A 23504-nucleotide genomic window follows, 5' to 3' on the forward strand; every position below is an offset into this window, starting at 1 on the left:
CGAACTACGGGGTACGGAGTACGGGGTGCCGGGTCCGCAGCAGCGGACCCGGCACCCCGTCATTCAGATCCGCTTACGCGGGCCAGTAGGTACGCGCCCAGGCCCGCGGGCCCGGCTGATGGCGCCCGCGCCGTGCGATGCGCCCCGGGTCGGACCACTGCTCGGGACCCTCGGGCGCGCCGGACGAGACAGCGGCGGTCGCCGCGGCGCGCGCCTGGACCACCGCGAGTGCGGCGGCCAGCTCCTCCGGGGTCGGATTGCCCCGTACGACCTTGATCATGTCGTTCATGGTGTTGACCAAGTCCCTTTCTAGAGCGGGATGTTGCCGTGCTTCTTCGGCGGCAGCGACTCGCGCTTGGTGCGCAGCTGGCGCAGGCCGCGGACGATGTGCGCGCGGGTGTCCGAGGGCATGATCACCGCGTCGACGTAGCCGCGCTCGGCCGCCACGTACGGGTTGAGGAGGGTGTCCTCGTAGTCCGCGATCAGCTCGGCGCGGGTCGCCTCCTGGTCCTCGGCGGCGGCGATGGTGCGGCGGTGCAGGATGTTCACCGCGCCCTGGGCGCCCATGACGGCGATCTGGGCGGTCGGCCAGGCCAGGTTGAGGTCCGCGCCCAGGTGCTTGGAGCCCATGACGTCGTACGCGCCGCCGAACGCCTTGCGGGTGATCACCGTGATCAGCGGGACGGTCGCCTCGGCGTACGCGTAGATGAGCTTGGCGCCACGCCGGATGATGCCGCCGTACTCCTGGTCGACACCCGGCAGGAAGCCGGGGACGTCCACGAAGGTGAGCACGGGGACGTTGAAGGCGTCGCAGGTACGGACGAAACGCGCGGCCTTCTCGCTCGCGTTGATGTCGAGGCAGCCGGCGAACTGCATCGGCTGGTTGGCGACGATGCCGACCGGGTGGCCCTCGACGCGGCCGAAGCCGGTGAGGATGTTCGGCGCGAACAGGGCCTGGGTCTCCAGGAATTCGCCCTCGTCCAGGACGTGCTCGATCGCCGTGTGCATGTCGTACGGCTGGTTGGCGCTGTCCGGGATGAGGGTGTCCAGCTCCCGGTCCTCGTCGCTGGTCTCCAGGTCCGCCTCCTCGGGGAAGGCGGGCGCCTCGCTGAGGTTGTTCGAAGGGAGGTAGGAGAGCAGCGACTTCACGTACTCGATGGCGTCCTTCTCGTCGCCCGCCATGTGGTGCGCGACACCGGACGTGGTGTTGTGGGTGCGCGCGCCGCCGAGCTCCTCGAAGCCGACGTCCTCACCGGTGACCGTCTTGATGACGTCGGGGCCCGTGATGAACATGTGCGAGGTCTGGTCGACCATGACCGTGAAGTCGGTGATGGCGGGGGAGTAGACGGCCCCGCCCGCACACGGGCCGACGATCAGCGAGATCTGGGGCACGACGCCCGACGCGTGCACATTGCGGCGGAAGATCTCCGCGAACAGGCCGAGCGCGGCGACGCCCTCCTGGATGCGGGCGCCGCCGCCGTCGTTGATGCCGATGACCGGACAGCCGGTCTTCAGCGCGAAGTCCATGACCTTGACGATCTTCTCGCCGTACACCTCGCCGAGCGAGCCGCCGAAGATGGTGAAGTCCTGCGAGTACACGCAGACGGGGCGGCCGTCGACGGTTCCGTACCCGGTGACGACGCCGTCGCCGTAGGGGCGGTTCTTCTCGATGCCGAAGTTCGTGGAGCGGTGCCGGGCGAACTCGTCCAGCTCGACGAACGAGCCCTCGTCCATGAGGAGTTCGATCCGCTCGCGCGCCGTCAGCTTGCCCTTGGCGTGCTGCTTCTCGACCGCGCGCGCGGAACCCGCGTGGGTGGCTTCGTCGATGCGGCGCTGCAAATCCGCAATTTTGCCGGAAGTGGTATGAATGTCGATCTTTGCGGATCCTGCGGATTCTGCGGACACGGGGCTGCGGCTCCCTGCTTCGACTGCGTCAACGGCACGCACGGTGTCAACGGCGACGGTACGGACGGCTACTGGTCCGTAGCGTAATCGCGGGACTGCCGGGCGGCAGTGCGTCGTTTGCCACACCTACGCTGGCTTGCATGACGCCTCCCGATGCTTCAGAAGGCCGTTGGTCCGACCTCGACCGGCCTCCCCTCAACATCACCGCGCTCCGTCGTGGGCTGCTGCGGCCCGGCGGGCTGTGGACCTCGTTCGACGTGGTCGAGTCGACCGGATCGACCAACAGCGACCTCGCCGGACGCGGAGATTCCGGAGCTTCCGCCGCCGCGGAGGGTGCGGTGCTCGTCGCCGAGGAGCAGACGCAGGGCCGGGGCCGCCTGGACCGCCGCTGGACGGCGCCCGCCCGCTCCGGCCTCTTCTTCTCCTTCGTCCTCAAGCCGGGCGAGTCCGTCCCGGTGGAGCGCTGGGGCTGGCTCCCCCTCCTGACCGGAGTCGCGGTCGCCGCCGCGCTGTCCCGGGCGGCGGGCGTGGACACGGCCCTCAAGTGGCCGAACGACCTGCTGGTCACGGTGGACGGCGAGGAACGCAAGACCGGCGGCATCCTCGCCGAGCGGGTGGGCGACGGCGTCGTGGTCGGCGTCGGCCTCAACGTCTCCCTGCGCGCCGACGAACTCCCCGTCCCGACGGCGGGCTCCCTCGCCCTCGCAGGCGCGATCACCCTCGACCGCGACCCGCTGCTGCGGGCCGTCCTGCGCTCGATCGAGGAGTGGTACGAGGCCTGGCGCACGGCCGACGGAGACCCCGCGGGCAGCCGCCTCCAGGAGGCGTACGCGGCAGGCTGCTCGACGCTGGGACGGACGGTACGGGCAGAACTACCGGGCGGCCACGTACTGACGGGCGAGGCGATGGCGGTTGACGGCGACGGCCGCTTGGTCATCGGAACGGGGGACGGGGTACAGAGGCCGGTGGGGGCGGGGGATGTCGTGCACCTGAGGCCGGGGGGCGGCCCCGCTGCCCAAGGAGGCTAGGGGGCTGAGGGGCAGGCGTTTGGGGGCGCGGGGAACTGCGCGATCAGCCACGACGCGCCCGCACGACGACCACCGGCCCCGCGGCCCGGAAGGCCGGGGCGGCAGGCGGCGGGGACCCCGCTGCGGAAGGGGTCCGGGTGCCGGGAGTGAGCCAGGGCACATCTGCCGTATCGTTGAGGCGACCCGCGGCACGCGGTCCGTGACGGGCGGTCCGGATCAGTTCGCGCGACAGATCGACAGGTGGCGGCAGAGTAGTGCGCAGGGAACGGGCAGGAGGCGGCAGGTGACCGTCGACGACACCACGTCCGACGGGGACTCGGACCCCAACCCCTCTACTCCGAAGACCCCGGATACCCGGGACGCCCGAGAGACCCCGGTCACGCGGGATACCCGGGACGCACCGGAGAAGCCGGCATCCCCGGTCTTCCACGAGGTCGACCACACCGCCGAACCCTCCGACGACCCCCTCGCCATCCGCCTGGAGCAGCTCATCCTCGGCGCCGAGCGCCGGTACACCGCCTTCCAGGCGGCCCGTACCGCCGGTGTGTCCATGGATCTCGCCTCCCGCTTCTGGCGTGCCATGGGTTTCCCCGACATCGGCCAGGCCAAGGCCCTCACCGAGGCAGACGTCCTCGCCCTGCGCCGGCTGTCGGGACTCGTCGAGGCCGGGCTGCTCAGTGAGCCGATGGCCGTCCAGGTCGCCCGCTCCACCGGGCAGACCACCGCCCGCCTGGCCGAATGGCAGATCGACAGTTTTCTGGAGGGCCTCACCGAGCCCCCCGAGCCCGGCATGACCCGTACCGAGGTGACGTACCCCCTCGTCGAGCTGCTCCTCCCCGAACTGGAGGAGTTCCTGGTCTACGTCTGGCGCCGGCAGCTCGCCGCCGCGACCGGCCGGGTCGTTCAGGCCGCCGACGACGACGAGATGGTGGACCGCCGCCTCGCCGTCGGCTTCGCGGACCTGGTCGGCTTCACCCGCCTCACCCGCCGGCTGGAGGAGGAGGAGCTCGGCGAGCTGGTCGAGGCGTTCGAGACGACCTGTGCCGACCTCGTCGCCGCCCACGGCGGCCGCCTCATCAAGACCCTCGGCGACGAGGTCCTCTACTGCGCCGACGACGCGGGCACGGCGGCCGAGATCGCGCTGCGCCTCATCGAGACCCTGTCCCACGACCAGACGATGCCCGCTCTGCGCGTCGGCATCGCCTTCGGCACCGTCACGACCCGCATGGGCGACGTCTTCGGTACGACGGTGAACCTGGCGAGCCGTCTCACGTCGATAGCAGCCAAGGACACCGTCCTGGTCGACGGTGCGCTCGCCGAGGAGCTGTCCCGTACCGGCGACGCGCCCGTCTCCGAGGCGGAGGCCGCCGCCGAGGCGGAGAAGGCGGAGAAGGAGGGCACGGAAGCACCCACGTACCGCTTCGGCCTCCAGCCGATGTGGCAGCGCCCGGTGCGCGGCCTCGGAATAGTGGAACCGTGGATGCTGGGCCGGCGGGCAAAACCGGACTCTTCCTGAGCGGTGCCCCGGCTGCCTAAGATCCTCCCGGAAACGATCGTTAACCGGGAGGGTGCAGTCGTGGCAGGCATGGACGAGCAGCGGTACGGGGAATTCGTAGCGGTACGGCGCCACGGCGAGGGCGGTCACGTCGCCGAGCTGGTCCTGGACCGCCCCAAGGCGATGAACGCGGTGTCGTCCGCCATGGCCGCCTCGATCGCGGAGGCCTGTGCGGCACTGGCCGCCGACCCGGCGGTCCGTACGACGGTCCTCACCTCCTCCCACGACCGCGCCTTCTGCGTCGGCGCGGACCTCAAGGAGCGCAACTCCTTCACCGACGCCGAGCTGGTCCGCCAGCGCCCCACCGCCCGCGCCGCGTACACCGGCGTCCTCGACCTCCCGATGCCGACGGTCGCCGCCGTGCACGGCTTCGCCCTCGGCGGCGGCTACGAGCTGGCGCTGGCCTGCGACGTGATCGTCGCCGACGCGACGGCCGTCGTCGGCCTGCCCGAGGTCTCCGTGGGCGTCATCCCGGGCGGCGGCGGTACGCAGCTGCTGCCGCGCCGCGTGGGGGCGGCACGGGCGGCGGAGCTGGTGTTCACGGCGCGCCGGGTGGAGGCGGCGGAGGCGGCGGAGCTCGGCCTGGTCGACGTACTGGCAAAAGCCGGTGACGCACGCGAGGAGGCTCTCGCGCTGGCGGCCCGTATCGCGGCCAATTCGCCCGTCGGTCTGCGCGCCGCGAAGAAGGCGCTGCGGCTGGGGCAGGGGCTCGACCTGCGGGCGGGCCTGGAGGTGGAGGACGCGGCCTGGCGGTCGGTGGCCTTCTCCGGGGACCGGGCGGAGGGCGTCGCCGCGTTCAACGAGAAGCGGAAGCCTGAGTGGCCCGGCGAGTAAGGCCCGGCGAGTAAGGCCCGGAGAGTGGGGCCCGGCGAGTAGGGCCCGGAGAGTAGGGCATCAAAACGTCCCCAACCATGCCTAACCTGTACGAATGGGTGAGGACGTACGGGTGAAGGCCGTGGTCGCGCTGGCGCAGGCGATGGCGGCCGCACACACTCCGCGCGGGACGTGGCGGGCGGCGGCGCTGGGCGTGCGGGACGCGCTCGGCGGCAGCTTCGCCGCGCTCTCGGTGTGGGAGCGGGAGGCGGGCCGGCTCCGCGTCCTGGTCAACGAGGGGGAGCGCGCGCCGGGCGAAGCACAATTCCCGGACGACGAGACGTATCCGGTCCACCAGTTCCCCGAGATCACCGAATTCCTGCACGAGCAGTGGGTGGGCGGCGGCGAACCGGACGCCTGGGTGGAGACGGCGGACGGCCCGGCGTCGCCCCGCCCCGGCTACTGCCACCAGCGGGTGGCGGCCCTGCGCCGCCGGGGCCGGGGCTGCTGCGTGGTCGCGCCGATCGTGCTGCACGGCAGGGCGTGGGGCGAGCTGTACGTGGCCCGGCCGCCGGGCCGGCCGGTCTTCGACCGTGCGGACGCGGACTTCGCGACGGTCCTCGCCTCCGTCGTCGCCGCCGGAATCGTCCAGACGGAACGCCTGGAGGAGGTCCGCACCCTGGCCTTCACCGACCCCCTCACCGGTCTCGCGAACCGGCGCGCCGTCGACATACGTCTCGACGAGGCGGTGGAGGCGCACCGTACGGCGGGGGCGGTCGTCAGCCTGGTCGTCTGCGACGTCAACGGCCTCAAACAGGTCAACGACACCCACGGCCATGCGACAGGTGACCGCCTCCTGGAACGCTTCGGCTGCGTGCTCTCGCGCTGCGGCGCGATGCTTCCCGGCGCGCTGGCCGCCCGTCTCGGCGGCGACGAGTTCTGCCTCCTCTCCGTGGGCCCGACGGCCGACGAGGTGGTCCGCGTGGCCGACGAACTCTGCCTCCGCGCGGCGGAGTTGGAGCACGGCGACGGCGTGGCCTGCGGCATCGCCTCCACCGGCGACCCGATCGGCGAGATCACCTCGGCCCGCCGCCTGTTCCGCCTGGCGGACGCGGCCCAGTACCGGGCCAAGGCGGCCCGCTCACGCAAGCCGGTGGTGGCGGGGAGGGACGGGTCGGTACTCCCCCTGGCCGAAGCCCCACGCGGGCCCCTGCCGGGCACGGGGGAACGACGGAGGTTTCGGGGGGCGGGGCGGGAGTAGGGGGCGGGGGTGCGGGTGAGTCTGCCTGCGGCGTTGGAGGACGCGCGGGCGTAGTCCGTGCACGGGGAACGGTGGAAGGGCGGGGCGGGGAGAGAGGAACCTGGGCCCCGCCCCTACGATTCCCTGTTCCGCCGGGAAGCAACCAGTCGGTGGTGAGCGGCAGTTGGTCCCCGCTCAGTCCTCGATCGCCGGGACCACGGCCAGCGCGTCGATCTCGACCCGGAACGCCGGGTTGACCAGGCCGGCCACCTGGACCAGCGAGCAGGCGGGCGGGCGGGCCGCATCCTGGTGTTCGTCCCGCACCCGGCGGAAGGCGGGCAGGTCGCCGAGGTCGGTCAGGTACACCGTCAGCTTGACGACGTGCTGGAGGTCGGAACCCGCCGCCTTCAGTGCCGCCGTCAGGTTCGCGTACACCTGCCGCACCTGAGCCTCGGCATCGTCCCCGCCCACCAGGCGGCCCTCCGGGTCGACCGGCACCTGCCCGGACACGGCGACCATCGCCCCGGCGAACGAGACGGCGTGGCTGTAGCCGTTGACCGGCGGAGCCCCCTCCGGCCGTATGAAGTGCTGCACTTCGCTCCCCCTCGAACGACTGAACTCGTGGCTACAGCACAGCAGCGTATATCCGGCCGGCTCCGCGCCAGGGCCTCAAGGCTGCGGCGGCCGGTTCTCGCGGTCGATGTACTCCTTGGTCTTGTCCTGTGCCATGTCGACCTTGTCGGCGTACTTGCCCGCCGTGCGCTGGTCGACCATGTCTCCGGCTCTGTCCACGCCCTGCTTGGCCTTGTCCGAGTGCTGGCCGAGCATCGCCTTGACCTTGTCCATGATCGACATGGGTGCCCTCTTTCGGAGGTGGTGTGCCACTCCAAGTGTCGCTCGCCCCCCTGTGCGCCGCATCCGAGCCGGTTACGGGGCCCGGCGCAGGACGACGTAGCCCTCCGCCTCGTACACCTGCTGGAAGCCGGGCTGTGACGGGTTCGGGCGGTCCACCGAGAACGTCGTGTCCAACGCGTCCAGCACCATCCAGTCGACCCGTGCGTCCGGCCGGCCCGGGGCGTGGAGGTAGACCGTCGTGCGGTCGGTGAGGTGGGGGGCGAGGCGGTTGGTGGCCGCGACCCTGGCGTCGTCCGGGACGAGGGCGAGTGCCTGCCGGGCGGCCCACGTCCTCGGCGGGTCCCGCCAGAAGGCCGGGCGGACGGCTTCGGCCAGGGGCAGGGCAGTGGCGAGCAGAGCGGCGACGGCCAGTACTGCCGTATGGGCGTGGGGAATCGGCTGCGACCTGCGGTCCAGGGAGTCGATCAGGGCGAGGAAGACGATCGGCATCAGGACGGCCGAGTAGTGGTGGTCGGTGTCCCAGTACATGACGTTGGAGGACGTGAACCGCCAGGCCAGCGTGGGCAGTACGAGCAGGATCAGCGGGCTGCGCAGGGCGAGGAACAGGGTGGGGAGCAGGAGGCAGAGGAGGGTGGTGGTCTTGGTGTCCAGTCCGGACGGGGCGGCCGTGTCCGTGCCGCCCATGTTGGCGAGGTATGTGTAGTCGCCGCTCGGGTTGAAGTGCGGGAGGACGACGAGGACGGCCAGCGCCGCTGCCGCCGGGCCCAGTACGCACAGCGCCGTACCCGCCCTCCGGTCGTGGCGGAGCAGGAGCAGGCCGAGGACCAGCACCGTCGCGCCCAGGTCCTCCTTGACCAGGACGAGTCCGGCCGCCCACGCCGCACACGCCCGCCACCGGCCCTCGCGGTACGCGGCCAGGGAGAGCGCGAGGAGGGGGAGGGCGAAGGCGACCTCGTGGAAGTCGAAACCGATCAGCTTCTGGACGCCCCAGGACAGTGCGTACGCGACCCCGATCCGCCGCCCTCCGGCCCGCGTGATCACGTACACCGACCAGGCGGCGAGGGCTGCCTGCGCGAGGAGCAGGAGCTCGACGTGCGGGGCGAGGCGGTAGAGCGGGGCCAGGACGGCCAGGACCGGGTGGAAGTGGTCGCCGAGGAGCGGGAACGGGGTGTCCGGGGCCAGGGCCGTGGCCGCCCTGATCTCCGAGGCGGGGAGGGCGAGTCGGGCGTACGAGCGGATGGCCTGGCCGAAGATGCCGAGGTCGTAGCCGGTCGTACGGAAACTCGCGTGCATCCGCAGTGCGTAGGCCGCGTACGCGGTGAACGCGAGCAGGGCGACGAGGGCGGCGTACGCCCGGCGGGCGCCGGGACCCGACCGCAAGTCGGTGCGCAATGCGCGCAGGACGCGGGCGGGCCCTCGTGAGGCGACGAGGCGCGGAAGGGTGCTCGGCATGCCCGGGAGCATGGCCGTCACCTGCTGAGACGACGCTGAAGCTCCCTGAAGATCGCTTCAGGAACAGGGCCGGGGCTCCGTGAATACTGGGGGCCATGAGACTGCTGGTGGTGGAGGACGAGGAGCGTCTCGCCGCGTCCCTGAAGCGGGGGCTCGGCGCGGCCGGGTACGCCGTCGACGTGGCGAGCGACGGCCTCGACGGGCTGTGGCGGGCGACCGAGCACCCGTACAGCGCGATCGTCCTCGACATCATGCTGCCCGGCCTCAACGGCTACCGGGTGTGCGAACGGCTGCGGCGGGCCGGGATCGACACCCCGATCCTGATGCTGACCGCGAAGAACGGCGAGTACGACGAGGCGGAGGCGCTCGACACGGGCGCGGACGACTATCTGGCGAAACCGTTCTCGTACGTGGTGCTGGAGGCCCGCTTGCGTGCACTGCTGCGCAGGGGCGGGGCGCGCCGGGGGACCGTGCTGCGGCTCGGCGACCTGTGGCTGGACCCGGCGGGGCGGGAGTGCGGTCGGGGCGAGACCCGAATACCTCTGACCGGCAAGGAGTACGCGGTACTGGAGTGTCTGGCGCGGCGGGCGGGGGAGGTGGTGCCGAAGGTGGACGTGGTGGACGAGGTGTGGGACGCGTCCTACGACGGGGACCTCAACATCGTCGAGGTGTACGTCAGCGCGCTGCGCAAGAAGATCGACGTGCCGTTCGGGCGGGCGGCGATCGAGACGGTGCGGGGTGGGGGATACCGGGTGGGGAGTGACGGTGGCTGAGACGGGTGGGGGAGGGGGAGGGGAACGGGCGGGCCGCTCTCGGCCGACGGGGTTTCGGCCGACGGGGTTTCGTCCGGTGGGGGACGGTGGGGACGGTTCTGTACGTTCCCGGCCGGTGGGGGACGGTGGGGACGGTTCTGTACGTTCCCGGCCGGCGGGGGGTCGGCCGGCGGCGGGGGATTTGTCGGCGGCGGGGGATCGGCTGGCGGCGGCCCGCTCGGCCAGTCCCCAGCCTGTGGGGGGTGCGTCGGCCGGTCCCCCGCCAGGAGGGGGTGCGTTGGCCGGCCCCCCGCCTGTGGGGGGTGCGTCGGCCGGCCCCCCGCCAGGAGGGGGTGCGTCGGCCGGTTCCCGGCCGGTGGGGGGTGCGTCCGCCGGTCCCCCGCCAGGAGGAGGTGCGTCGCCCGGTTTCCGGCCCGTTGGGACCCGGCCGGCCCGCTTCCGGCTGCGCGCCGCCTGGGTGGCAGGACTCTCCGCCGGGCTCGTCGTCGCCCTGCTGGCCGCCGCCTGGCTGCTCGCCGACCGGCTGGTGCCGTACACCGGCGCGGCGGGGCCTTTCGGCCGCCTGTTGCCCGTCGTCGACGGCATGCTCTGGCCGGGGGTTCCGCTCGGCGCGATTCTGGTGGGCCTCGCCATGTGGGCGGCCGTCCGGCGGTGGGGGGCCGTGCTCGTGGTGGCCGGTGTCACCGCTGCGCTGCTGTGGGCGCACGCCGTCTGGGCGCAGCACTTCAACAAGGCCGACCCCTGGGGGGCCGCGAGCGCGGCCCTGCGCACCGGGTTCGGGTTCGCCGTCCCCGTGACCGCCCTTGTCGTCGGCTTCGCGGCCTGGGTCGCGGTGGAACCGCTGGGCCGCCCGGCGCCATGGCGGGGCGGGGCCCGGCTGATTCCGGCCGCCCTCGGGACCGTGCTCGCCGGTACGGGGGTGGTGTGGGGGTTCGTACAGCCCTGGGACCGCTTCCCGTCCCACCGCGGCGACAGTGGCGGCCCCCTGTGGCTGCTCATCGTCGGTGCCACGCTCCTTCTCGTGGTCACCGGCTGGGTCGCCGCCCGCCTGACTCTCCGCCCGGTGGAGGCGATGCGCGCCGAGCTCGCCGACATCACCGCCAGTTCCCTGGACCGCCGCGTCCCGGTGCCCGCCCTCGGCGGCGTGCTGCACCAGCTCGCCCGTACCCTCAACGCCACCCTCGACCGGCTCCAGGCCGCCGCCGACCGGCAGGCCCGCTTCGTCGCCGATGCCTCGCACGAGCTGCGCAGCCCCATCGCCGGCCTGCGCGCCTCGCTGGAGTCCTCGCTCACCCACCCCGACGGCGTGGACTGGCCGGGCACCGCGCGCGGCACCCTCGCCGACGTCGAGCGCATCCAGCACCTCACCGACGACCTCCTGCTGCTCACCCGTATCGACGGGCCCGCCCCGAACGCCGATCAGCAGGTCCAACTGCCGGACCTGGCAAGCGATTTGGTGGAGGAGCTCCGGCATCTGCGCCGTAACAGCTCCCTGCACGTCACCTGCGCCGCCCCGGCCGGCCTGCCCCCGCTCACCGGCAGCCCCCTCCGGCTGGAGCGGCTGCTACGCAACCTGCTGGAGAACGCCTGCCGGCACGCCCGTACGGAGGTGGAATGCGTTCTGAGCGTGGACGGGACGGGCGAGACCGTACGGGTCGAGGTGCGGGACGACGGCCCCGGCATCCCGCCCGCCGACCGCGAGCGCGTCTTCGAGCGCTTCACTCGCCTCGACGACTCCCGCACCCGTGCCGACGGCAGCGGCGCGGGGCTCGGGCTTGCCATCGCCCGGGAGATCGCCGTACGGCAGGGCGGATCGTTGTACGTGGCGGACGGCGACGGGCCGGGCGCGGTGCTGGTCGCGGAGTTCCCGGTCGTACGGGGCGAGGACGGGGACCTTCTGGAAGATGCCCCGGGCGAGGTGGTTCCGTCGGGCAGCCGGCCTCGTACGGTGAACTGGGTGGTGGGGGCGGCGGTCGCGGTGACGGTGCCGCTGCTCGCGGTGGCCTTCGCGCTGTCGGTGCAGGGGGCTTGGTCGGGGGCGAAGCCCGAGCCTTCCTTGGCCCCCGCGCCGGTCGACAGCGGGGCCGGGCAGGCGCCCGTCGACGCACTGCACCCGGCCACCACCGACCTCCGGGCCGAAGGAACGTCCGTGAAGATCCACCTCTACGCCCCGGCCCGCACCGAGGCCGAGGCGTGGGCGCAGCTGGCCGCCGTGCGGAAGGCGTGGCCGGGCACGGTGTTCGGCGGCGCAGTGCGCACGCCCGGGGCGAAGCCCCCGTACGGCGTCGGCAACACTCTCTTCGTGGCGGCCATGCGGCCCGAGGACGGGGCGGGAGTGCTCGCGTACGGCGTACTGCCCGCGGCCGGCGAAGGCAGTACGCGTACCGCTGCGGTCGTGCTGACGGACCCCGTCGACCCGGCCAGGGAGCGTGCCGAGCTCGTCCTCGGCTGGGCCCCGCCCACCGTCGGCGCCGTGAGCTACCGGTGGGACGACGGGTCCGTCAAGTGGCCGGAGTTGCAGAAGGTGCTGGGCTCGGACCGCCGCTGGTTCCTCACGCTGGGCCGGCCCGGCGCGAAATTCAGCGGCTACGACGTCTACGACCTCACCGACCGCCACACCGTCGGCAATCGGTAAGGACCCAACCCGCCCACCACTAGTGACAGGCGCGCATTCAAAACGTAGGCTCCTGAATATGGATATGCACACCCTGGTCACCCCCGCCGCCCCCGCCCCTGTCGTGCTCAGCACCGCCGGGACCACCGTCGAAGACGTCATCGCGGTGGCCCGGGGCAATGCCCGTATCGAGCTGTCCGCCGAGGCCGTCGCCGCGCTCGCCGCCTCGCGCGAGATCGTGGACGCGCTGGCTGCCAAGCCGGAGCCGGTGTACGGGGTGTCGACCGGGTTCGGCGCGTTGGCGAGCCGGCACATCAGCCATGAGCTGCGCGCCCAGCTCCAGCGCAACATCGTGCGCTCGCACGCCGCCGGCATGGGGCCGCGCGTCGAGCGCGAGGTCGTGCGTGCGCTGATGTTCCTGCGGCTGAAGACGGTCGCGTCCGGGCACACGGGCGTACGTCCGTCGGTCGCGCAGACCATGGCGGACGTGCTGAACGCGGGCATCACGCCGGTCGTGCACGAGTACGGCTCGCTCGGGTGTTCCGGGGACCTCGCCCCGCTGTCGCACTGCGCGCTGACGCTGATGGGCGAGGGAGACGCCGAGGGTCCGGACGGCACCGTCCGCCCCGCGGGCGAGCTGCTCGCCGAGCACGGGATCGCGCCCGTCGAGCTCAAGGAGAAGGAGGGCCTCGCCCTCCTCAACGGCACCGACGGCATGCTCGGCATGCTGATCATGGCGATCGCCGACCTGAAGCGGCTGTACACGTCCGCCGACATCACCGCGGCGCTCAGCCTGGAAGCGCTGCTGGGAACCGAGAAGGTGCTCGCCCCCGAGCTGCACGTGATCCGTCCGCACCCGGGGCAGGGCGCCTCCGCCGACAACATGCTGCGGGTGCTTGAGGGTTCGGGGCTCACCGGGCACCACCAGGACGACGCGCCGCGCGTCCAGGACGCGTACTCGGTGCGCTGTGCTCCGCAGGTCGCCGGTGCGGGTCGCGACACCATCGCGTACGCCATCACCGTCGCCGAGCGCGAGCTCGCCGCCGCCGTCGACAACCCGGTGGTGCTGCCCGACGGGCGCGTCGAGTCCAACGGGAACTTCCACGGTGCGCCCGTCGCGTACGTCCTCGACTTCCTCGCCATCGTCGCCGCCGACCTCGGGTCGATCGCCGAGCGGCGCACGGACCGGCTGCTCGACAAGAACCGGAGCCACGGACTGCCCGCGTTCCTCGCGGACGACGCCGGTGTCGACTCCGGGCTGATGATCGCCCAGTACACGCAGGCGGCCCTGGTGAGCGAGATGAAGCGGCTGGCGAACCCGGCCTCCGTCGACTCGATCCCGTCCTCCGCCATGCAGGAGGACCACGTGTCGATGGGCTGGTCGGCGGCGCGCAAGCTCCGTACCAGCATCGACAACCTCACCCGGATCGTCGCGGTGGAGCTGTACGCCGCCACCCGCGGCATCGAGCTGCGGCACGGGCTGACCCCGGCGCCCGCCTCGCAGGCAGCCATCACGGCGGTACGGGCGGCGGGCGTGCAGGGTCCTGGCCCTGACCGGTTCCTGGCGCCCGACCTGGCCGCCGCCGACGCGTTCGTACGGAGCGGTGCTCTCGTCGCGGCCGTCGAGCCGGTCACGGGGAAGCTGGCGTAACTCACGTACGCAGACAAAGGAGGGGCGTCCGGCACACGGCCGGGCGCCCCTCCTTTGTGTGTTCCGCGTCCCGCTGGTACCTTCATGATGGAAATACTTCACCGTGGAGGAATCTAATCGTGACGCAAGACCCGCCAACCCCCAGCAGCACCCGCCGCTGGCTCGGCCTCATCGCCCTCGCCCTCGGCGTCGCGCTGATCGTCGTCGACACCACGATCGTGAATGTGATCGTCCCGTCGGTCATCGAGGACCTGGACGTCAACTCCGGCCAGATGCAATGGATCCAGGAGTCGTACGCGATCGTCTTCGCGGCCCTGCTCCTGCTGGTCGGCCGCTTCGCGGACCTCATCGGCGCGCGGCGCGTCTTCATCGCGGGCGTCGTGATCTTCGGCGCGACCAGCGTGCTCGCCGGGCTCGCGCCCAACGGCGACATGCTCGTCGTCGCACGGTTCGTCCAGGGTGTCGGCGGCGCGATGATCCTGCCGACCTCGCTGTCCCTGCTCAACGCCACCTTCACCGGCAAGGCGCGCGGCCAGGCCTTCGCCGTCTGGGGCTCCACCATCGGCGCCGCCTCCGCACTGGGCCCGCTGCTCGGCGGCTGGCTGGCCGAACACGCCACCTGGCGCTGGGCGTTCGGCATCAACGTGCCGCTGTCGATCCTCATCGCGGTGGGCGCCCTGATGTACCTGGCGCCGTCGCCGAAGACCAAGGGAAAGATCGACGCCATCGGCGCGGTCCTGTCCGTCGCCGGCCTCGGACTGCTCGCCTTCGGGCTCGTCGAGGGGCGTACGTACGGCTGGTTCACGGTCGTCCGCCCGCTGGACCTCTTCGGCTTCCGCTGGGACGGCGGGCCCTCGCCCGTCCTGGTCGCCCTCGTCCTGTCCGTCGTCGCGCTGGCGGCCTTCGTGACCCGGCAGGCGGCGATCACCCGCAGCAGCGACCCGTCGCGGGCGCTCATGGACACCCGGCTCTTCTCCATCTCCTCCTTCCGCAACGGCAACATCGCCACCCTGATCATCGGCCTCGGCGAGTTCGGCATCGTGGCCGTGCTGCCGCTGTGGCTGCAGTTCACGCTCGACTACAGCGCCGTACAGGCCGGACTCGCGCTCGTCCCCATCGCCATCGGCAGCTTCGTCGCGAGCGGCGCCAGCTTCGGGCTCGCCGCCAAGGTCCACGCGCTCAACCAGCTGCGGATCGGGCTCGCGCTCGAAGTCGCCGGGCTGGCGGGACTCGGGCTGATCGCCGCCACCGACAGCCCGTGGTGGACGGTCGCGCTCGTCCTCTTCCTGTACGGAATCGGCGTCGGCTTCGCGACCGCCCAGGTCACCAACGTCGTGCTCGCCGAGATCCCCGACAGCAGCGCGGGCCAGGGCTCCGGCATTCAGAGCGCCTTCCGGCAGCTGGGCTCCGCGCTCGGCATCGCCGTCCTGACCACGCTGTTCTTCAGCACTCTCAGCAACAAGCTCGGCGACAGGCTGGACGGGGCGGGGCTGACGAGCGGGCAGGTCGACAAGTTCACCCACGCCGTCACCGACAGTGCGGGCGCCGCGATCGGCCCTCTCTCCGGCAACCCGCAGACCGCACCGGTCGCCGACGCGGCCCGCTGGGCGATGACCGAGGGCATCACCCTCGGCGGCCTGGTCGCGGCGGGCTTCGTGGTCCTCGGCCTGATCGCCACCGTGCTCATTCCGTCGGCGGGCGTACGGGCGGCGACCTCGACCCCGACCTCGACCCCGACCTCGTCCTCGCCGGAGGAGGAGGTCCCGGTCGCCCGTTAGGTTGGGCAGCGGTGACGTACCGGACCTGAAGAGAGAAGCGGACTGCCCCGATGAGTGCGACGGAGAGCAAGCAGCGCGGCACGCCCGCCCCCGAGGGGCCCGGTGGACAGCGGGAGCGGCTGACCGAGGGGCTGCGGCTGTACGGGGCCGACTACCAGGAGGTGGGGCGCAGGTTCGCGTCCTGGCTCGGCCTGCACACCACCGACGCCGAAGCCCTGATCCAGATCCTGTTCGGAGAGGAGCGCGGCGCGCCCCTCTCCCCGGCCCGCCTCAGCGAGCGCATCCAGCTCTCGTCCGGCGCCACCACCGCCCTGCTCAACCGGCTGGAGAAGGCCGGTCACGTCGTCCGTACCCGGGAGCAGACCGACCGGCGGATCGTCACGCTGCGCGGCAGCGCCCGCATCCAGGAGCTGACCGACGACTTCTTCCGGCCGCTGGGGGAGCGCATGGAGCGGATGCTGGCCCGCTACTCGGCCGAGCAGCTCCAGCAGTTCGAGGGCTTCCTGAACGACCTGCACACCACGATGAACGAGCACCTGGCAGAGCTGGACGAGTCGGGCAACCCCTAGACAAGGCCTCCGGGAGTCCCGGTCGCGCCCCTGCGCCGCACCGAGTACGTCATGAAGCCCGCGCCGATCCCCAGGAAGGCCGTGCCGCCGATGACGTACGGAGTGGTGTCGACGCTGCCGGTGTCGGCGAGGGCGAGGGCCGCGTCCGGCCTCGCGGGGGTCCTGGCGGAAGGGGTGGAAGCTGTGGGCTCGGCGGAGGTCCGGGCGGCCTGCTGGGCCTGGGACGTCCCTCCGGCAGTGCCGGCCGTCCGCTGCGGGACCTCGACCGTCGCGTTCGCCGACGGTACGAACCACAGCGCGGCGAGCATCCCACCGGCAGCGGTGGCGGTCAGCAGTGGTCGGAGTGCGGCCACGGTATCGATCCCCCTTGAGGCACCCGCGAATTGGTCGTGCGCGCCGATGCTAATGAAAGCAGCGGGTCCAAGGAAAGAGATGTGGGGGTGGAACCTTTCGTTCCGCCCGGCGAAACAGTCTCGAAACGGGACTTACGGCGGCCCGGAATCTCTGCTTCCCGTGCATGACCCCGCCCGAGCAGGGGCAAATAGGGCGGCGTAGCGTCGTAAGGGAGCAGACGTCGGGCGACAGCTCGGGCGAGTGGCATTGCCCACACTTTCCACGGAAGTGGAACTGGGGCGTCGGTGCGAGGGTTGTTAGTGCATTGACGGGGACGTGCTGCCCGGCGAGACCCGGGGAGTCCCGGTGTGGCCGGGGAAGATCGTGGGGAAGCGGCAACGATGGAGAAGCGTGTGATCACGAACAGCAAGCGACGCAAGGGTCTGATAGCCGCGTCCGCGCTGCTCGGCGGCGTACTGGTGCTTACGGGCTGCAGCGACGACGGCAAGGGCGACGGCGGCAACAGCGCCGACAGTGCGAAGAAGTCGCAGGAGCAGGCCGACGCCGCAGCGGCCAAGGACACCTCCAAGGCCCGAATAGAGATCACCCCCAAGGCCGGTGCCACCAACGTCGGCATCAACAACGACGCCAAGGTCACCGTCGCCGACGGCAAGCTGACCGCGGTCAAGCTCACCGACGCGGCGGGCAAGGAAGTCAAGGGCAGCATTTCGGCCGACGGGCTGAGCTGGAAGCCGGAGGGCCGCCTGGAGCGCGCCACCGTCTACAAGCTCAGCGCGACTGCCGTGGACGCGGACAAGCGCAGCGCCCACGAGAACCGCTCCTTCACCACGGTCTCCCCGAAGAACAGCTTCATCGGCAGCTTCACGCCCGAGGACGGCTCCAAGGTCGGCGTCGGCATGCCGGTCTCGCTCCGCTTCGACAAGCCGATCACGAACAAGAAGGCCGTCCAGGGCGGCATCACCGTCACCTCCAGCAGCGGCCAGGAAGTCGTCGGCCACTGGTTCGACTCGCAGCGCCTCGACTTCCGCCCCCAGGACTACTGGAAGGGCAACTCCACCGTCACCATGAAGCTCGCGCTGGACGGCGTCGAGGGTGCGGACGGCGTGCTGGGCGTCCAGGACAAGACGGTCAAGTTCACCGTGGGCCGCAACCAGGTCTCCACCGTCGACGCCAAGTCGAAGCAGATGACCGTCACCCAGGACGGCAAGGTGATCAAGACGATCCCGATCTCCGCCGGTTCGCCCGACAACCCCACGTACAACGGCAAGATGGTGATCTCCGAGAAGTTCAAGGAGACCCGCATGGACGGCTCGACGGTCGGCTTCACGGACGACGACGGCAAGGGTGAGTACGACATCAAGGACGTCCCGCACGCCATGCGGCTGTCCACGTCGGGCACCTTCATCCACGGCAACTACTGGGGCAAGGGCATCTTCGGCAGCGCCAACACCAGCCACGGCTGCGTGGGCCTGTCGGACGCCAAGGGCGCCAACGACCCGAACACGCCCGGCGCGTGGTTCTTCAACAACTCGATGGTCGGCGACGTCGTCGTCGTGAAGAACTCCCCGGACAAGACCATCAAGCCGGACAACGGCCTCAACGGCTGGAACCTGGACTGGGCGGCCTGGAAGGCGGGCTCGGAGGGCTGATCCTCCGCCCCTCCCCGGTACGCATGAGGGCGGGCGCCACCCCACACGGGTGGCGCCCGCCCTCTTCGTACGTCCGGGGCCACGGCTCCTACGGCTTCCGGGGCCTCCTGTGGCTTCTACGGCTTCTACGGCTTCCAGACGAACCTGACGTCCGGCTCCCGCTCCTCGTTGCGCGAGCCGTCCGTCCGCTCGGCCTCGGTGAAGCCGTGCCGTACGTAGAACCGGTGGGCGGGGGTGTTGGCCTGGAAGGTCCACAACTCCAGCCCGCCGGGCCTCAGTTCCTTGGCCCTCGCCACGAACAGGTCGCCGAGCCCGCGCCCGCGCTGCTCCGGGGCCAGGTACAGCTGGTCGATGCCCGCCTCGTCCAGCACCATCACACCCGCGAGCGCACCTGCACCTGCACCTGCACCTGCGCCCGCGCCCGCGCCGTCCTCCGCGACCCAGGTGCCGCCGCCCGGCACCAGCACGTACCGGAACCAGCCCCGCACCTCGTCGTCGCTGTGTGCCCGCCGCACGCCGGGCAGCGCGGCGTCGTACGAGCGCAGCCACACGCCGGCGGCGGCCTCCGCGTCGGCCTCGACGGCGGGGCGGAGGGTGAACGGGGCCGGGGCGCGTTGGGCCTCAAGATCCATCCGGTCAACCTACCTCTGACGTAATCGACCCCGCGCGGCCTTTTCGGCAGGATTCAACTCATCGCACCAGCAGGGGAATTCACCGTCAGGAGCAAGCCATGACCGCGTACGCCATCGCCCACATCGGCCCCGGAGAGCTCCACGAGGAGGTCTTCACCTACATGGACCGGATCCAGTCCACCTTCGCCCCCTTCGGCGGCCACTTCCTCGTGCACGCCACCCCGCACGAGGTCCTGGAGGGCGAGTGGCGCGGCGGCCCCGTCCTGGTCTCCTTCCCGGACCTGGAAGCCGGTCGCGCCTGGTACAGGTCCGCCGCCTACCAGGAGATCCTCCCGCTGCGCACCCGCCACCTCGCGGGCGACATCATCCTGGTCGACGGAGTGCCGGAGGGCTACGACGCGGGGGCGACGGCGGACCGGCTGCGCGCAGCCCAGTAGCTCGGTAGTCCCGGCGCAGTCCCGTCAAGTCGCGCTGTTCTTGCGGGAGATGAGGACCGCCACCCCGTCCAGGATCCGTTCCACCCCGAACGCGAACAGGGTCTCCAGGTCCAGATCGAAGTCGTCCCGCGCGAAGAGCGCGCCGAGGATCGGGTACTCGCCGGACGCCTGGACCGCCTCCGCACGCGGCTCGTTGGAGGCCATCCACTCCTCCGGAGTCATCCCGGTGTCCTGTCGGGCCCGGTTCTCCAGCTCCAGGGTGGTGGCCAGCCCCTGGACGTGCCCGAAGAGGGTGAGGTGGATGTGCAGCATCTCGGACGGACTGAGGCCCTGGCCGCTCAGCGCCCGCAGCACCCACTCGGTGTACCGCATGGCCTGCGGGGCGGCCGTCGGCCGGGTGAGGGTGGCCATGGCCTGCGCCATCCACGGATGCCGTGTGTACATCTTCCACAACCAGCCCGCCGCGTAGGTGAGTTGAGGCCGCCACCCCGGCAGCGGGCCGGTCTTCATCGGGTGCTCCCCGAACACCTCCTCCGACATGAGGTGCACGAGCTCGGCCTTGCCCGGGACATGCCGGTACAGGGCCATCGTCGAGGTCCCGAGGTCGGTGGCGACGCGGCGCATGGTGAGGGTGGCGAGCCCTTCGGCGTCCGCGATCGCGAGGGCGGCGCGGACGATGCGTGCCCGGGTCAGCCCGCCGGGCCGCGGCCCGGCCGCCCCGCCGCCGCGCCCGGCGGGCGGCCCCGCGACGACCGTGCCCACACCGGGCACCGGACGTACGAGGCCCTCCTGGGCGAGAGCCGCGAGGGCCTTGCTCGCGGTGGCCATGGCGACGCCCCACTCCTGGGTGATGCGCCGGGTGGAGGGAACCCTGTCGCCGGGTGCGAGGGCGCCGGACGTGATGCGGCGGCGGATGTCGTCGACGATCCGGGCGGAGGAGGTCATGGCGGCGAGCCTAGTCCAGTGCGGCCAGGTGTACTAGTGCACCGAGGTAGTGCGGAAGCCTCCAACAGCCCTGCTGTCCCAGGTGCACTAGGTCGCTGATTGCCGCGCGGGTGAAGGCCTGTTTACCTCGTACGCAGACGGCGTGCGTACGTCGTACAGACACCCACTTGGAGTCCTCGTGGCCACTTCGGTACCTCCCGCCCCTCCTGCTCCACTTGCCGGACGCAGGGAATGGACCGCCCTCGGCGTCCTGATGCTGCCCCTCCTCCTGGTCTCCATGGACGTCTCCGTCCTCTATTTCGCGATCCCCTTCATCGGCCGCGACCTCGCCCCGAGCGCCACCCAGCAGCTCTGGATCCTGGACGTGTACGGCTTCGTACTCGCCGGACTCCTCATCACGATGGGCGCACTCGGCGACCGCATCGGCCGCCGCAAGCTGCTCCTCCTCGGTGCGGCGGCCTTCGGGGCGGCGTCGGTGGCCGCCGCGTACGCCCGTACCCCCGAAATGCTCATCACCGTAAGGGCGTTGCTCGGCATCGGCGGTGCGACCCTGATGCCGTCCACGCTCGCCCTCATCCGCAACCTGTTCCGCGACGCGGGACAGCGGGCCAAGGCCATCACCGCCTGGACGGCCGTCATGACCGCCGGGATCTCGCTCGGCCCGGTCCTCAGCGGCGTACTCCTCGAACACTTCTGGTGGGGTTCGGTCTTCCTCATCAACCTCCCCGCGATGCTCCTGCTCCTGGTCCTCGCGCCCTTCCTCCTCCCGGAGTTCAAGGGTTCGGCGGCCGGGCCCTTCGACGTGCCGAGCGCCGTGCTCTCGCTGGCCGCCGTGCTCCCCGTCATCCACGGCATCAAGGAACTCGCCAAGAACGGCGCCCAGTTGACCCCGTTCCTGAGCATTGCCGCGGGCCTCGCCGTCGGTGCGTTCTTCGTCCGCCGCCAGCGCACCCTCGCCCACCCCATGGTCGATCTGGCGCTGCTGCGCCGCCGGATGTTCGGCGGGGCGGTCCTAGCGAACGTCGTCGCGATGTTCGGCACGGTCGGCTTCGCGGTCTTCTTCACGCAGTACCTCCAGTCGGTGCGCGGCATGAGCCCCCTCACCTCCGCCCTCTGGAGCCTGGTCCCGTCGGCCGCGGTGCTCGTCCTCGCCCCGGCGGGCGCGGCACTCGCCGCCCGTACGGACCGTGCGTACGTCATGACCGGCGGCTTCGTCCTCGCCGCGACCGGCTTCCTCTGGCTCACCGGCGTCCGCACCGACTCCCCGCTCTGGTACGTCCTCACCGGCTGCTCGCTGTACGTCGGCGGCATCGTCGTCGCCATGACCCTCGCCAACGAAATGGCTCTCGGCGCGGCCCCGCCGGAACAGGCGGGCTCGGCGGCGGCGGTCGTCGAATCGGGCACGGAGTTCGGCGGCGCACTGGGCATGGCGGTCCTCGGCAGCATCGGCGCGGCGGTCTACACCCGGGGAATGGCCGGTACGGAGCCCGCTGCGGTACGGGAAACCCTGGGCGGCGCACTCGCCACCGCACCCCAACTCCCGCCCCACCGGGCCGAATCACTCCTCGCCACGGCCCGGGACGCCTTCACGGGCGGTCTGAACTGGGCGGCACTGGGCTCGGCGGTCGTCATGCTGACGGCGGCGGCACTGGTCTGCACGCTGCTGCGCACCCGCAGGACGACGCCGTCGGAGGTGCGGCGGGGGAGTGAGCCGGCAGGGGGTGAGGCAACCGTCGGGACGGCGGGGGTGGTCTAGCGGGGTATGACTCACACGGACGAGAACCTCAAAAGGCGTACGGGGCAAGTTGCTTGGCGCAACCGGGTACTCGCGTCGGGCGCCGCGGCAGTCCTCGCGGCCCTCGCGGCGACTCCAGCTGCGGCGGTGCCTCCGACTCCGGCGCCCGCGATTCCGACCCTCGCGTACTCACCCAACTCGCCGAACTCACCCAACTCACCGAACTCACCGGACCGGGAACCGTTACTCGTCTCCGTCACCCCCCTCGGCACCCAGACCCGCGCCCAGATCGTCGCGTCGACCCTCAAGCACGGCTTCAAGGGGACGACGGACGACCTCAAGGCCATCCGCCACGACGTGGCCGCGTACCGGATCGTCTACCGCACCACCACCCCCGCCGGCGCCCCGACCACCGCCTCCGGCCTCCTCGCTCTCCCCGTACCCCCTGCCACCCGTCCCGGCCGCCCCTCCCGCCCCCTCCCCACCGTGATCCACACCCACGGATCGATGACCTTCCGGGGCCGGGCGCCCTCCCTCAGCTTCCTCGGCCCGGACGGCACCGCCGCCCATGCCTACGCCGCCGGTGGCCGTGGAGTGATCGCCCCCGACTATCCGGGCCTGGGAGAGGGCCCCGGCCGGCACCCCTTCATGGACAACGCGTCCTCGGTCTCCGCGACCCTGGACCTCCTGAAAGCCGTCCGCACCCTGCCCGCCCTCCGCCTCTCCCACCAGGCGTACGTCACCGGCTTCTCGCAGGGCGGTCAGGTCGCCATGGCGGTGGGCAGGGCGGTCGCCGCCGGTGCGGTGCCGCACCTCCGCCTCGCCGGACTGCGTGCCGGAGCGGGCCCGTACGACCTCCAGCACGTCGAGATCCCCGCGATGATCGACGGTACGGTCCCGGGTCGCGCGGCGGTCATCCTCCTCGCGTACGTACTCACGGCGCAGAACGCCCTCCACTCGCCGTCGTTGTACCGGGACCCGGCGGAGGTGTTCCGTGCCCCGTACGCGGCCCGTGTCGAAGGGCTCTTCGACGGCACCCACAAGGAGGAGGAGATCATCCCTCAACTCCCGGCCACCGTAAGGGAACTCTTCACCCCCGCCTGGTACGAGAACCTCCGCAGGCCCACCGGCCCCCTCCTTGACGTCGTCAACAGGATCGACACGACGTGCGCATGGACCCCGAAGGTCCCGGTCACGCTCTACAGCGCAACCGGTGACCACGAAGCCCCGATCGCCAACACCCTCAGCTGTGCACGGCAGTTGACCGCGCGAGGCGCCAGGGCGAAGGTTGTCGACCAGGGCGCCACGACGAACCACTTCGGCGTCTTCCAGAGCTCGATGCTGGACGTGGCGAAGGCCTTCCCCGGGGCGTAGTCCGCATAACAGCTGCCCATCCGGGCCAGATATCCAGAGGCCCCCGCCCTGCCCGCCACCTCAAGGAGCCCCGGATGCACCCCCAGCCGCCCCGCTCACCCCAGTCGCCCCGATCACCCCAGCCACTCCCACCCACCCGTATCGC

21 protein-coding genes are annotated in these 23504 nt (G+C 71.6%); 13 read left to right on the forward strand and 8 right to left on the reverse strand.

Annotation, left to right across the window (positions count from 1 at the left end; all coding sequences use genetic code 11):
- Window positions 1-73: 73 nt before the first annotated feature.
- Together AB0D18_RS31965 and AB0D18_RS31970 are read right to left on the reverse strand one after the other, a co-directional pair.
- Window positions 74-280 carry an acyl-CoA carboxylase epsilon subunit gene (locus AB0D18_RS31965; RefSeq protein ID WP_362426612.1) on the reverse strand — a complete coding sequence of 69 codons (207 nt, stop codon included), beginning with the start codon at window positions 278-280 and terminating at the stop codon, window positions 74-76.
- A gap of 29 nt (window positions 281-309) precedes the next feature.
- A complete protein-coding gene (locus AB0D18_RS31970; protein WP_362426451.1) occupies window positions 310-1905 on the reverse strand; it encodes an acyl-CoA carboxylase subunit beta in 1596 nt (531 codons plus the stop codon).
- 140 nt (window positions 1906-2045) lie between these two features.
- On the opposite strand from AB0D18_RS31970, the gene AB0D18_RS31975 reads away from it, so the two are divergent.
- From AB0D18_RS31975 to AB0D18_RS31990, 4 genes are all read left to right on the forward strand, one after another.
- Window positions 2046-2933 (forward strand): biotin--[acetyl-CoA-carboxylase] ligase, encoded by an 888-nt coding sequence (locus AB0D18_RS31975; protein ID WP_362426454.1) that lies wholly within the window; start codon window positions 2046-2048, stop codon window positions 2931-2933.
- Between the two features lie 283 nt (window positions 2934-3216).
- A complete protein-coding gene (locus tag AB0D18_RS31980; protein ID WP_362426457.1) occupies window positions 3217-4449 on the forward strand; it encodes an adenylate/guanylate cyclase domain-containing protein in 1233 nt (410 codons plus the stop codon).
- A gap of 69 nt (window positions 4450-4518) precedes the next feature.
- Window positions 4519-5322: an enoyl-CoA hydratase-related protein gene (locus AB0D18_RS31985; protein WP_362426615.1), complete on the forward strand. Its 804-nt coding sequence runs from the start codon at window positions 4519-4521 to the stop codon at window positions 5320-5322.
- Window positions 5323-5416: 94 nt separating this feature from the next.
- Window positions 5417-6562 carry a sensor domain-containing diguanylate cyclase gene (locus AB0D18_RS31990; RefSeq protein WP_362426460.1) on the forward strand — a complete coding sequence of 382 codons (1146 nt, stop codon included), beginning with the start codon at window positions 5417-5419 and terminating at the stop codon, window positions 6560-6562.
- A 174-nt stretch (window positions 6563-6736) separates the two neighbouring features.
- On the opposite strand, the gene AB0D18_RS31995 is transcribed toward AB0D18_RS31990, so the two are convergent.
- The 3 genes from AB0D18_RS31995 to AB0D18_RS32005 all read right to left on the reverse strand — a co-directional run bounded on the left by AB0D18_RS31995 (window position 6737) and on the right by AB0D18_RS32005 (window position 8848).
- Window positions 6737-7135, reverse strand: coding sequence for a RidA family protein (locus AB0D18_RS31995; protein ID WP_362426462.1), 399 nt, complete (start codon window positions 7133-7135; stop codon window positions 6737-6739).
- Between the two features lie 75 nt (window positions 7136-7210).
- The gene (locus AB0D18_RS32000) at window positions 7211-7396 is read right to left on the reverse strand and encodes an antitoxin (RefSeq protein ID WP_362426465.1); all 186 of its coding nucleotides are present in this window, start codon (window positions 7394-7396) and stop codon (window positions 7211-7213) included.
- Between the two features lie 72 nt (window positions 7397-7468).
- Window positions 7469-8848 carry a DUF2079 domain-containing protein gene (locus tag AB0D18_RS32005; protein ID WP_362426468.1) on the reverse strand — a complete coding sequence of 460 codons (1380 nt, stop codon included), beginning with the start codon at window positions 8846-8848 and terminating at the stop codon, window positions 7469-7471.
- Window positions 8849-8943: 95 nt separating this feature from the next.
- Between AB0D18_RS32005 and AB0D18_RS32010 the strand changes: the two genes are divergently transcribed.
- The 5 genes from AB0D18_RS32010 (at window position 8944) to AB0D18_RS32030 (ending at window position 16233) form a co-directional block, all read left to right on the forward strand.
- A complete protein-coding gene (locus AB0D18_RS32010) occupies window positions 8944-9621 on the forward strand; it encodes a response regulator transcription factor (RefSeq protein WP_362426471.1) in 678 nt (225 codons plus the stop codon).
- Window positions 9622-10078: 457 nt separating this feature from the next.
- On the forward strand, window positions 10079-12256 hold the full coding sequence (locus AB0D18_RS32015) for an ATP-binding protein (RefSeq protein WP_362426474.1): 2178 nt from the start codon (window positions 10079-10081) through the stop codon (window positions 12254-12256).
- 64 nt (window positions 12257-12320) lie between these two features.
- Window positions 12321-13886, forward strand: a complete 1566-nt coding sequence (hutH, locus tag AB0D18_RS32020) for a histidine ammonia-lyase (protein WP_362426618.1) — start codon at window positions 12321-12323, stop codon at window positions 13884-13886.
- Between the two features lie 119 nt (window positions 13887-14005).
- A complete protein-coding gene (locus tag AB0D18_RS32025; protein WP_362426477.1) occupies window positions 14006-15664 on the forward strand; it encodes a DHA2 family efflux MFS transporter permease subunit in 1659 nt (552 codons plus the stop codon).
- Between the two features lie 50 nt (window positions 15665-15714).
- On the forward strand, window positions 15715-16233 hold the full coding sequence (locus tag AB0D18_RS32030) for a MarR family transcriptional regulator (protein WP_362426480.1): 519 nt from the start codon (window positions 15715-15717) through the stop codon (window positions 16231-16233).
- On the opposite strand, the gene AB0D18_RS32035 is transcribed toward AB0D18_RS32030, so the two are convergent.
- The gene (locus AB0D18_RS32035; protein ID WP_362426483.1) at window positions 16230-16586 is read right to left on the reverse strand and encodes a hypothetical protein; all 357 of its coding nucleotides are present in this window, start codon (window positions 16584-16586) and stop codon (window positions 16230-16232) included. The genes AB0D18_RS32030 and AB0D18_RS32035 overlap by 4 nt on opposite strands.
- Before the next feature lie 381 nt (window positions 16587-16967).
- Between AB0D18_RS32035 and AB0D18_RS32040 the strand changes: the two genes are divergently transcribed.
- Window positions 16968-18236, forward strand: a complete 1269-nt coding sequence (locus AB0D18_RS32040) for an Ig-like domain-containing protein (RefSeq protein ID WP_362426485.1) — start codon at window positions 16968-16970, stop codon at window positions 18234-18236.
- Between the two features lie 125 nt (window positions 18237-18361).
- Here the strand turns inward: AB0D18_RS32040 and AB0D18_RS32045 are convergent, their stop codons facing one another.
- Window positions 18362-18868: a GNAT family N-acetyltransferase gene (locus AB0D18_RS32045; protein ID WP_362426488.1), complete on the reverse strand. Its 507-nt coding sequence runs from the start codon at window positions 18866-18868 to the stop codon at window positions 18362-18364.
- Window positions 18869-18966: 98 nt separating this feature from the next.
- Between AB0D18_RS32045 and AB0D18_RS32050 the strand changes: the two genes are divergently transcribed.
- Window positions 18967-19305, forward strand: coding sequence for a DUF1330 domain-containing protein (locus tag AB0D18_RS32050; protein ID WP_362426491.1), 339 nt, complete (start codon window positions 18967-18969; stop codon window positions 19303-19305).
- A 24-nt stretch (window positions 19306-19329) separates the two neighbouring features.
- On the opposite strand, the gene AB0D18_RS32055 is transcribed toward AB0D18_RS32050, so the two are convergent.
- Window positions 19330-20250, reverse strand: a complete 921-nt coding sequence (locus AB0D18_RS32055; protein ID WP_362426494.1) for a TetR/AcrR family transcriptional regulator C-terminal domain-containing protein — start codon at window positions 20248-20250, stop codon at window positions 19330-19332.
- A gap of 253 nt (window positions 20251-20503) precedes the next feature.
- Between AB0D18_RS32055 and AB0D18_RS32060 the strand changes: the two genes are divergently transcribed.
- Together AB0D18_RS32060 and AB0D18_RS32065 are read left to right on the forward strand one after the other, a co-directional pair.
- Window positions 20504-22006, forward strand: a complete 1503-nt coding sequence (locus AB0D18_RS32060; protein WP_362426621.1) for an MFS transporter — start codon at window positions 20504-20506, stop codon at window positions 22004-22006.
- Between the two features lie 6 nt (window positions 22007-22012).
- Window positions 22013-23359, forward strand: coding sequence for an alpha/beta hydrolase (locus AB0D18_RS32065; RefSeq protein WP_362426496.1), 1347 nt, complete (start codon window positions 22013-22015; stop codon window positions 23357-23359).
- The last annotated feature ends 145 nt before the right edge of the window (window positions 23360-23504 follow it).

Origin of the sequence: Streptomyces sp. NPDC048442 (assembly GCF_040651475.1) — a bacterium.
Lineage (GTDB): Bacteria > Actinomycetota > Actinomycetes > Streptomycetales > Streptomycetaceae > Streptomyces.

Excerpts from the sequence above, each read along its gene's own strand:
- AB0D18_RS32055 (WP_362426494.1), bottom strand. The coding sequence starts at position 20,250 with ATGACCTCCTCCGCCCGGATCGTCGACGACATCCGCCGCCGCATCACG.
- AB0D18_RS32010 (WP_362426471.1), top strand. The coding sequence starts at position 8,944 with ATGAGACTGCTGGTGGTGGAGGACGAGGAGCGTCTCGCCGCGTCCCTG.
- AB0D18_RS31990 (WP_362426460.1), top strand. The coding sequence starts at position 5,417 with ATGGGTGAGGACGTACGGGTGAAGGCCGTGGTCGCGCTGGCGCAGGCG.
- AB0D18_RS32000 (WP_362426465.1), bottom strand. The coding sequence starts at position 7,396 with ATGTCGATCATGGACAAGGTCAAGGCGATGCTCGGCCAGCACTCGGAC.
- AB0D18_RS32050 (WP_362426491.1), top strand. The coding sequence starts at position 18,967 with ATGACCGCGTACGCCATCGCCCACATCGGCCCCGGAGAGCTCCACGAG.
- AB0D18_RS32045 (WP_362426488.1), bottom strand. The coding sequence starts at position 18,868 with ATGGATCTTGAGGCCCAACGCGCCCCGGCCCCGTTCACCCTCCGCCCC.
- AB0D18_RS32065 (WP_362426496.1), top strand. The coding sequence starts at position 22,013 with ATGACTCACACGGACGAGAACCTCAAAAGGCGTACGGGGCAAGTTGCT.
- AB0D18_RS31975 (WP_362426454.1), top strand. The coding sequence starts at position 2,046 with ATGACGCCTCCCGATGCTTCAGAAGGCCGTTGGTCCGACCTCGACCGG.
- hutH (WP_362426618.1), top strand. The coding sequence starts at position 12,321 with ATGCACACCCTGGTCACCCCCGCCGCCCCCGCCCCTGTCGTGCTCAGC.
- AB0D18_RS32040 (WP_362426485.1), top strand. The coding sequence starts at position 16,968 with ATGGAGAAGCGTGTGATCACGAACAGCAAGCGACGCAAGGGTCTGATA.
- AB0D18_RS32060 (WP_362426621.1), top strand. The coding sequence starts at position 20,504 with ATGCTGCCCCTCCTCCTGGTCTCCATGGACGTCTCCGTCCTCTATTTC.
- AB0D18_RS32005 (WP_362426468.1), bottom strand. The coding sequence starts at position 8,848 with ATGCCGAGCACCCTTCCGCGCCTCGTCGCCTCACGAGGGCCCGCCCGC.
- AB0D18_RS32030 (WP_362426480.1), top strand. The coding sequence starts at position 15,715 with ATGAGTGCGACGGAGAGCAAGCAGCGCGGCACGCCCGCCCCCGAGGGG.
- AB0D18_RS31985 (WP_362426615.1), top strand. The coding sequence starts at position 4,519 with ATGGACGAGCAGCGGTACGGGGAATTCGTAGCGGTACGGCGCCACGGC.
- AB0D18_RS31965 (WP_362426612.1), bottom strand. The coding sequence starts at position 280 with ATGATCAAGGTCGTACGGGGCAATCCGACCCCGGAGGAGCTGGCCGCC.